Source organism: Paenisporosarcina quisquiliarum, from assembly GCF_027563315.1.
Taxonomy (GTDB): Bacteria; Bacillota; Bacilli; order Bacillales_A; family Planococcaceae; genus Paenisporosarcina; species Paenisporosarcina quisquiliarum.
This window is the reverse complement of sequence record NZ_JAMKBJ010000001.1, coordinates 249,164-259,268: the sequence shown is the minus strand read 5'-3', so window position 1 is coordinate 259,268 and position 10,105 is coordinate 249,164. Positions and strand designations below refer to the sequence as shown.

The window sequence follows — 10,105 nt, the reverse complement described above, 5'->3', positions numbered from 1 at the left end:
ATTTATTGGTTTTAAAAATTTCTACTGTGTACACGTCCTAAAATAAAATAAGCTACTTAAAAAGTGCCTTTGTTAATCCCTCATCCCGTTTTTTATGTCATGATGTTGGTGAAAAGTCTAGATTGGTCGCAACTGATTATCCCACTTTTATCTCTATAAACCCTTTACCAACCCAACAAAAAAAGAAGCTCAAGTTGCCTGAGCTTCTTTCTTTGGTTGACCTCTATATATACAATCCATAATCTCTGCTTCATACACATCTATGTTCGGCATTCCAAGATCCTTTGCTTTTTGCAATACCGCTTCCTTATCGTATGGTACTCGTACAAGTTGCACACTGACACTGTTGCCAACATGCTCGATAATTCCGTACGAGGCTTCAGGAATATCCAGAGGATTGCCGACACTCCCTACATTGACCAATATTCCTTTTCCGTCGATAGGTTTAATACAGGCATAATGGATATCTCCGTAAATATAATAATCCGGCGTTCGTTCCCCACAAATATTCATCGTTACATCACTGTTTTCAAACAATGTTTCTTGCTTTTCCAGTGGTTGAAAAGGTGTGATTCGTTCATGTGCCGAACGTGGAGAAGCATGAACACAGCGAATGAACTTATCTCCGAGCATAAATTCATAACTGAATGGAAGTTGTTTTAAATAGTTTTTGTTATCTTCACTCAAAAAGCTTTGTTGCCACTGTATGGAATGGTGCTCTGATTCATTCAAAATAAATTCATCCCAATTTCCACGAATGACCACATCACAATGTTCTTTAACAAATTCAATGACTTCTGCTGGTTCTGGACCTTTACCGACAAGATCGCCAATGCAAACAATTTCAGCAATATTTCGGAGACGGATATCCTCAAAAACCGCTTCCAAGGCAGGCATATTTCCATGTATATCTGATAATATTGCGATTTTCATTATAATACTCTCCTTCACAAGCTTACTTATGAATTCAATTTATATAAACGTGTATACTTTTCTTCCAAATATTCAGCAAGATATGTTGCGTTCAAACCTTCACCTGTAGCTTCCGTTAGAATTTCCAATGGCTTCTTCATACTCCCGTGACGATGCACTTTTTCAGTCAGCCATGTTTTAACCGGTTCTAAATCACCTGTAGCACATAGTTCATCAAAGTTTGGCAAATCTTTCAACATTGCTGCTTTTAATTGCGAAGCATACATATAACCGAGTGCGTATGATGGGAAGTAACCAAATGCCCCTCCAGCCCAGTGAACATCCTGTAAAATTCCTTCTGCATCATTGGAAGGTCTTACTCCTAAATATTCTTCATACTTATCGTTCCAAATTTGAGGAAGATCCTCCACTTTCATGTCGCCATTGAACAATCCTTTTTCAATTTCATAGCGAATCATGATATGCAATGGGTAGGTTAACTCATCCGCCTCTATTCGGATAAGAGAAGACTTGGATTCATTAATTGCAGCCAGGAAATCTTCAACTGGAATATGGCCAAATTGTTCTGGCGCATACGCTTGTAGCCTGGCATAATTGTGCTCCCAAAACTTTTCATTACGTCCAACAAAGTTTTCATAAAACAGGGATTGGGATTCATGAATTCCCATTGAGGTACCACCTGCTAAAGGAAGTCCTTCGAGTTCCTCTGAAATATTTTGTTCATATAATGCATGCCCACATTCATGGATCGTGCCAAATATGGCTGAACGGAAATCATTCTCATCATATTTTGTTGTAATGCGGACATCTCCACGGTTCAAACCAGTTGCAAAAGGATGTACCGTTTCATCCAAGCGTCCTGCTTCGAAGTCATAGCCCAATTGCTTTAAAATATCCAAGCTGAATTGTTTTTGTTTATCTTTCGGGAACGTCTTGAATAAGAAATCAGTTGTCGGTTGATTAGGAGAATCTGCGATCTTTTTCGCCAATGGCACAATTCGGTTTCTTAATTCGCCAAATACTTCATCCAATATTTCAGTCGTCATTCCTGGTTCATATTCATCAAGTAGCGTATTGTAAGGATTGTTATCCTTTACGCCCCAATATGAAACGAATCTTTTTGTCGTCTCTACGATTTCTTTCAAATACGGATAGAACATCTTAAAGTCCGATTTTTCTTTTGCTTCTTCCCACGCTGATTCTGATTTAGAAGTTAGAATAACAAATGCTTTGTATTCATTCGCAGGGATTTTTTTGCTCATTTCATAGTCTTTTTTCACTTTTTTGTACGTTTCTTTTGTAATAGGATCTAATGTTTCCAAATTCTTTTCAATTTCTTCAAGCATAGCAGCCAGTTCATCTGACGTTTGCATCGCAAATACTTCTGAAGACAGTGTACCTATTACTTCAGAACGTTGGTTGACACCTTTTCTCGGTGCACCTGTGCGCAAATCCCAATACATCAGGCCAATTGCTTCCGAATAAGCTTGCATTTTTTTTACATAGTCTATAAATCTCTCTGTCGTTTCCATGTCATCCCCCTTAACAATTCAAACATCTCACTTATTTTACCATAATGACAGAAAAGTTCTTTAATTCCGCAAAGAAAAAAGACCATTCCTCAGAATGGCCTTTCAATTTAAATCCAAGAGATTCCTACTGGAAGTATGTGTGTGAACTCTGTACTCAATTGCTTTTCATCTTCATTCAATAACAAGTGGATGGATCCATGATCGGCTGATGTCCGGATGAGACGGCCAATTCCTTGTTGAAGACGCAATAACATAAACGGCAATTCTACTTCAGCAAATGGATCATTTGAGAATTTTCGCTTCGCATCAAATAGTGGATCATGCGGAGGGAATGGTAAATCAAAAATAATCACACGTGTTAATGCTTCTGCAGGCAAATCAAGCCCTTCCCATAAATGGTATGAACATAATGTCGAGATATGTCCTGCCTGGAAATCGCGCACGATTGATGATAATTCTCTTTCCCCTTCAAAAACAATGCCCATTCTTTCTTCAACTGAGAGGGTATTTTCAAAATTCACCATATCCGTTTTCGACTTGAATAATATTAAAGTGGGTTCTTTTGATTGTAAGAGTAATTCTCGTGCTCTTTGAGCTTTGGATATAGCATTTTCGACAGAATGCCCGAAAATCCGCATTACTTGATCATAATCAAATGGTGACGGTACACTGAATGAATGATATTGATCGATGCCCAAAGCATCCGAAATATAGGTAAAGTCTTTATTCACAGATAAAGTTGCTGAAGAAAAGACTACAGGCAATTTATTAGTAAATAATTTTTCATTCAAAATATCAGTAACGAGTCGTGGCATAATCACTAATGTCTCAAGACCATCTTTTTCTTCCAACCAGTCGACAGCATCTCCATTTTGAACAAATAATTGGAGTGAAAATACATATTGTTCCAAGTATTCTTCAACCATACGAAGATCATATTCATCAATCGTATAAAGCTCTGATTCAAATACGAATTCCTCAAGGATTTGTTCTACTAATTTGACAAGCTGTTGACCTATTTCTAAAACTCGATCGGTTTTATCAATATGGAGACGCTCCCCTGCTTCACCATAGGCGTGAGTCAGCAATTCTTTAAAGAAATCATCATGTAAGTCCTGTAATCTTTCAAGAAGTTGTAATGTTTTTTCTCGAACTCCGTCCTGTGCAACGCGGTCAATCAATGACACTAGCGTCTGACTCTGTACTTCATATGTCAATGCACGTTGCGCTGCGAATTCTAGCAAGTGTCCTTCATCTAATACAATCATTGAAACATCAGGCAATAAAGGCATTTGACCTTCACGTACACGTGATTCTTTTGTCCAAATATGTTCCATTAGGAAATCATGTGAACAAATAATCAAATCACCAGCTTCACGATAGTTTTGGCGGTGAATTGTCTGACCACATCGGTTTCGAATATCACATACAGCGCATTGTTGGATGGGATGATAATTTACTTTTTGCCAATCCTCGTCACTGACGTCTGAGAAAGCACTGCGTTCGCCATACGGAAATACGGATTGAAGCGACTGATGACCGTAAACAAAATCAGGAATCCCATCTTCAATTTGTTCCAGGAAATCTTCATCATTCGTTTTTTGTTCATGTTCCAGTCTCTTTAGACATAAATATTGATCACGAGATTTTGCCAGTCGGACATCAATGTTCCATCCTAGTGAATCTTGTAACTTTTGAATATCGCCTTCTTTTTTCACAAGCTGATCAATCAATGTTTCATCTGCACAGGAAATTAACGCAGGTTTCCCTGTGTAACGCGCATAGGAAATTGCCGGAAGTAAATATGCAATTGTCTTACCTGTTCCTACGCCAGCTTCGGCAAACAAAACATTTTTATTTTTTAAAGATTTTTCAATCTGATAGGCCATATAAATCTGCTCATCACGACATTCGAATCCTTTTTCAGGCAGTTCATCATAAAGTACGTCGCCCATCCAATCACCTAGTGATTCAAAAAATGAGCGGTCTTTCGTTAGTGCAAATGGTAATGTTTGTTTCATAGTGATCCCCTTTCAAACGATAAGAAAACGGATAGGTTGACCTATCCGTTTTGGGTGCTATTCACGAGGTAATTTTATACCCCAATATTGATAATAATTCGTTTCAATAAAACCGTTAAATAATTTGCGTTTTTTTGTCGCTTTGCGTCCGTATAACGTTTCAAAGTCTGCCATTGATGACAACATATAAACAGACCAAGACGGGTAACTATCCATTATACGTCCCATATCCTGAATCATGTCTTCGATGGTTTCTTTTTCCCCGATACGTTCACCATAAGGAGGGTTTCCAATCATCACACCGTCCTTGGACGAAGTGGTAAAATCTCTTAATTGTCGTTGTTTAAAGTTAATCAAATCAGCAAAGCCTGCTTCAATCGCATTGTTTTTTGCAAGGTCAATCATTTTCCCATCTATATCTGAACCAGTGATATCGAGTGGCTGGTCATAGTTTGCTAATTCTTCTGCTTCCAAGCGAACGTCTTCCCAGATTTTTTCTGACATCCATGGCCAGTCTTCACTTATAAAACTTCGATTATACCCCGGAGCTAAGTTTTGTCCAATCATTGCCGCTTCAATCGGAATTGTTCCTGAACCACAGAACGGGTCGACAAATGGACGATTTGGATTCCATTTCGATATATAGACCAAAGCAGCAGCCAATGTTTCTTTTAATGGAGCTTCCCCTTGCTCTAATCGATAACCCCGTTTATGTAATCCGACACCACTTGTATCAATGCTTAGTTTAACCACATCTTTAAGTATACTCACTTCAATCTTGAATGTTGCACCGGATTCGTCCAAAAAGCCAATTCGTTTATGAGCCAATTTCAAACGTTCGACAATCGCTTTTTTGACAATTGCCTGACAGTCAGGAACACTGAATAATTTTGATTTAACTGATTTCCCTTGAACAGGAAAAGCCGCATCCACTGGTAAATATTTTTCCCAAGGAATCGCTTTAGTTTGTTCGAACAATTGATCAAATGTAGTTGCTCTGAAGTCACCAGCAATTATTTTGACACGGTCTGCAACTCGCAACCACATATTGGCACGGGCAATTGCTAACTCGTCACCTTCAAAATATATTTTTCCATTTTCAGTTTGCGTTTGATAGCCCAATTTTTTTACTTCATCTGCCACAATGGACTCTAACCCCATTGCTGATGTTGCTACTAATCGATGAGTCGTCATCTTCTCATCCTTTCTTTATCGGTCATTGTTCCATTTATTTGCTTATTTATTAATAAAAGCTCTCCGAATTAGTGGAGAGCTTGTGTAGTCAAGTATACCCATTAGAAAACCCAATAAGCCATGTTTTGTTATCACGTACTCAAACGGCTGATGCCTCGTACAAGTGAGTAGTAATCATCTATCTACAGACATAGTCTGTCCCTCAATTCGTTTGATTCCTGCATGAGAGTGCCCCTACCATAATTTGGGTTTCTCGCTCGTGGGGTTTACCTCGTTCCACCTGAAACGTTTCCGAATCAGCTCCGTCACTGTGGCACTTTCAGAGAACCTAAACCATATCCGAAGACTTAGGTGTTGTTCCCGCCGTCAGCTGTAACACTGCCTTAGCTTATTTTTTGGCTAAGCACGAACACTACGGTCATCTCAGAACCGTGCGAGCATGGACTTTCCTCTACAACGTCGAGCGTTGCAGCGATTACCTGGATTATCTAAATGGTTTCTTTATTATACTTGATTGTGACTCAATAAACAATCCATCCTGGAATGTTGAATTATTCGTACAACTTACTTCCAAAAACGTGTTTTTCAAGATTAGAAAGTCGTTTTAAGATATCAAAGTTGGTAGTTCCTGTAGAAGGTGCGGCAACTTGACGTCTCGGTGCGTCCTCAAGTTCTTCTTTTAAACGTCTATTTTCAGCTTTTAATGTCTCAATTGTTTGCATAAAAGTATTGTAATCTTGAATGACTTCATCCAAGAACTGATCTACTTCATCTTGGTGATAGCCACGTAATCCAGTCTTAAATTCTTTTTCCAGAATGAATTCCGGCGTTAATTTCGTATCCATAATACATCGTCCTTCCGTTGTTACATGTATGGATTTATTATAGCATAAAGAACGTTTTGTCGTTCATTTCCTCAATCATTTTCTGTCGAAACCTGCGCTTGCCCGGGAAATAGTTTGTTTTCTTATTATTCGTTCTAAACGCTTTTTAAATTCATGTGTTCTTCTATCTTTTTGTAACGGTTTTAAATCCGCCGTTTTCTGAATGAGTTCTAATGCTTTTTCAACATGAAGTCTAGCAAGTCCAAAGTCTTTTTTTGCATGTTCAGCTATTTTTGCGAGTTCTTCATACACTTTTATTTCCCATACATCCAATACATGACCAAGTGATTTTTCAAACGATTCATAAGCAAGATCAAATTGTTTGATTCGTTTATATTCATAGCCTAAGTAATAAAAAGCCATAGCAGCTTCAGCAGTACCATATTGAGTGATAATCTGTTCAAAAACACTTTGTCCTTTTTCAAAATCTTTCAAATCAGAAAACCATTTTCCTATATTTGTGGACGAGGTGCTGGAATCTAGGTATTGCTCTTGTAAAATTAGTTTGGTCGTGTGAATGAATAAGGTTAGTAATGATAGGATGTCCCATTCATTGTGATGAAGAACTTTTAATAACGTCGACGGATTCCCGCTTTTTACGGCATCCATATAAATAATTGGCGCTAAATGACCTGGGATATCCCCAACACGCTTGAATCCCAATTTTTCCTCTTCGATTTTTGTCAATTTGAATTGATCCAAATCATTCCGCCAGACTCTTCTTGAGCCATGAAGTAAATCAATATGAATAGGGTCCGATAGTTTCGGAAGATGCTCTCGGTTCAATGTCCATCTTGTCTGTAATTGGGGCCAATCAAAACTTTTGCCATTATACGTAATAACGGTCTGTCCTGGTTTCCATAAGCCTGATTCATATAACATAGCGGCTTCATGGCTTGGGTCAGCTAAGATATGTTGTGTCATTTCAAAATGATCTTTATTCCATATCAACTGTCCAATTAAGAATATGTAGGTTCCTGTTCCTTTTAGACCCGTTGTTTCAGTATCAAAGAAGACAACTTGCTTGCCATCTGTTGAAACGGGATGTACACCTTGAAATGAATTCCATAGAGCGAACGCATCGAAAACTTCTTTTAATTTAAAATTGCCGTGGCAATAATTTCGGTCATACACAATCTTTTTTTCAAAAACGATGCCGAAGTCATTTTCGATCACTTTTAAGCCAGATTCTTCCCATGCCTTTGTATATTTCGGTTTTTCTGGTATGACGAAAGGAGCCAGCGATTCAGATTTCGCTGGCTTTTTCTTAATTAGCTTCTTCATTTGTAGGAGATTTTTTTCAAATGACATATGGATCACCTGTTGATTCTAATTGTAAATAAGCAAGAAGTTTCAACACTTCATCTTTCATCCCTACAATTGCTTCCTGTGGTCCGATGCAAGCAGGACACCCTTGATCACATGGGCACGCTTCCACATGCTGTTCAACGTGGCCGAGTAGTTCTGGCCATACGTCAAAAACGCGTTCACTAATCCCAATGCCTCCTGGGTAACTGTCATAAACAAAAAATGTAGGAAGTTCTGCATGTATGGATTTCACTTGCGGTACCACATGAATATCGCGACGATCACAATGTACGAACAAAGGAATAAAGGATGCAATTGAAGTTGCTGCACCTGTCATCGCATCTGTAAGCATGGCATCCGTCCAGCCAGGCGGTCGATTAAAACTTAACCAACTCGAAGAAGTATGTAATTCTTCGGGAGGAAGTTGAATCGGACCTGATCCAATATTGTCATGTGTATCAAAACGTATTTTCTTGAAGATGGTCGCCATAGCTAAAATGGACACGTCACCATAAAAGACGGCACCGTTTTTGTAACTTCTTTCTTTATCTTCACTCATTACTTTTAATTCAACTGCAAGATTGGCATCCGTAAAGTAGTCTACATCGACTTCTCTTACAAAAGCTTTCTTTTCTTCCCAGTCCAACTTCTCCACTTGAAACTGAATGCCTTGATGTAAGTAAATCGCTTCTTCATGCAATAATGTCATTGCACTGTAGCGATCCATTTCGCCAATTACTTTCGTTGCGGCCGGGATGGTTTGATCAATAATGATGACATTTTCTTGGGAGGCAGAACGTAAACTGATTTCATGTGCAGGAAAACGATCACTCATCCAATGCCATTTATCAGAAGTCCTTACCAGTATTCCTTCTTCTTCCAAATACGCTAGTAATTCCTGTATTTCAAATTCCCCGTATTGTTCAGTGGTCTTAAAAGGCAATTCAAATGAAGCACATTTTAGATGATCCATCAAAATCACTAGATTATCGGGATGTATACGAGCTTCTTCAGGAGATTGACCCAGTAAGAATGCAGGATGATTCACAATATATTGATCAAGAGCAGTTGATTGAGCGACATAGATTATTAATGCCTCATCCTGTCTCCTGCCAGCCCGTCCCGCCTGTTGCCAAGCGCTTGCTATGTTTCCCGGGTAACCGGTCATGATGCAGGCTTGCAACTGACCGATATCTACACCAAGTTCCAGCGCATTTGTACTAACGACCGTCTGGATTGTGCCATCCCGCAAACCTTTTTCAATTTGTCTACGTTCAGAAGGCAAGTAGCCCCCTCTATAGCCACGAATGGATTCATCATTTATTTTTTTCTTGGATAGCTCTTTTAAGTACGTAACAAGCATCTCAACACGGACTCTGCTTTTCGCAAAAACGATGGTTTGAATTCCTTCCTTGTATAAGCGTTTGGCTAAATCCCTTACTTCAAGAATTGCGCTGCGTCTGACGCCAAAAGTAGGATGAACAATCGGCGGATTATAAAAAATAAAATTTTTCTTACCAGACGGCGCACCATTTTTATCTATCAGTTTATGAGTTTCGTTAGTCAATGATTCTGCCAGTTCTTGCGGGTTAGCAATTGTTGCTGAAGTACATATAAAAACCGGGTTACTTCCATAATATTGACAGATACGTTTCAACCTTCGCAAAACGTGTGCTACGTGACTGCCAAATACGCCTTTGTATGTATGCAACTCATCCACAACGATATACTTTAAGTTCTCAAATAATGAAACCCATTTCGTATGGTGAGGTAATATTCCAGAGTGGAGCATATCAGGATTTGTCAAAACGATATGCCCAGCTTTTCTAACTTTTGTTCGAATTGCCGGTGAAGTATCGCCATCATATGTGTAACTCAAAATATCTTGATTCATTTGTTCAATCAATAAATTTAAATCGGATTTTTGATCCTGAGCGAGAGCCTTTGTCGGAAATAAATAGAGTGCCCTCGAAGAACTGTCTTCAACAATTGATTGTAGGACAGGCAAATGATAGCAAAGAGATTTTCCGGATGCAGTTGGCGTAATCGCCGTAAAAGATTGTCCAGTCCTTGCTGTATCATACGCAAGCCTCTGATGGCTATAGAGCTGTGTAATACCTCGTTCTTTCAATGCTTGTTGAATAGATGGATGTAAATCTTCGGGAAAATCAGACAGGAATGCCTGTTTTTCATCTATTGTGTGCCAATGAACAATTCGTTCCCGCATGACAGG

Annotated in this window: 7 protein-coding genes and 1 other RNA gene; all 8 read right to left on the bottom strand. The window is 38.8% G+C overall.

The annotated features are described in order from the left end of the window. Positions 1–189: 189 nt before the first annotated feature. The gene (locus tag M9R32_RS01305; RefSeq protein ID WP_272508242.1) at positions 190–933 is read right to left on the bottom strand and encodes a metallophosphoesterase family protein; all 744 of its coding nucleotides are present in this window, start codon (positions 931–933) and stop codon (positions 190–192) included. 26 nt (positions 934–959) lie between these two features. Beyond that, positions 960–2,465, bottom strand: a complete 1,506-nt coding sequence (locus tag M9R32_RS01300; RefSeq protein WP_269924931.1) for a carboxypeptidase M32 — start codon at positions 2,463–2,465, stop codon at positions 960–962. 107 nt (positions 2,466–2,572) lie between these two features. Next, on the bottom strand, positions 2,573–4,486 hold the full coding sequence (locus tag M9R32_RS01295) for an ATP-dependent DNA helicase (RefSeq protein ID WP_269924930.1): 1,914 nt from the start codon (positions 4,484–4,486) through the stop codon (positions 2,573–2,575). A 57-nt stretch (positions 4,487–4,543) separates the two neighbouring features. Then, positions 4,544–5,680, bottom strand: a complete 1,137-nt coding sequence (locus M9R32_RS01290; RefSeq protein ID WP_269924929.1) for a THUMP domain-containing class I SAM-dependent RNA methyltransferase — start codon at positions 5,678–5,680, stop codon at positions 4,544–4,546. A 109-nt stretch (positions 5,681–5,789) separates the two neighbouring features. After that, an RNA gene (gene rnpB / locus M9R32_RS01285) (RNase P RNA component class B) lies at positions 5,790–6,167 on the bottom strand. A 64-nt stretch (positions 6,168–6,231) separates the two neighbouring features. Beyond that, positions 6,232–6,525 carry a cell division regulator GpsB gene (gene gpsB / locus M9R32_RS01280; RefSeq protein ID WP_269924928.1) on the bottom strand — a complete coding sequence of 98 codons (294 nt, stop codon included), beginning with the start codon at positions 6,523–6,525 and terminating at the stop codon, positions 6,232–6,234. Positions 6,526–6,600: 75 nt separating this feature from the next. Beyond that, a complete protein-coding gene (locus M9R32_RS01275; RefSeq protein WP_269924927.1) occupies positions 6,601–7,875 on the bottom strand; it encodes a ribonuclease H-like domain-containing protein in 1,275 nt (424 codons plus the stop codon). After that, positions 7,865–10,099, bottom strand: coding sequence for a DEAD/DEAH box helicase (locus tag M9R32_RS01270; RefSeq protein ID WP_269924926.1), 2,235 nt, complete (start codon positions 10,097–10,099; stop codon positions 7,865–7,867). Before M9R32_RS01270 ends, M9R32_RS01275 begins: the two co-directional genes overlap by 11 nt. Positions 10,100–10,105: the final 6 nt, after the last annotated feature.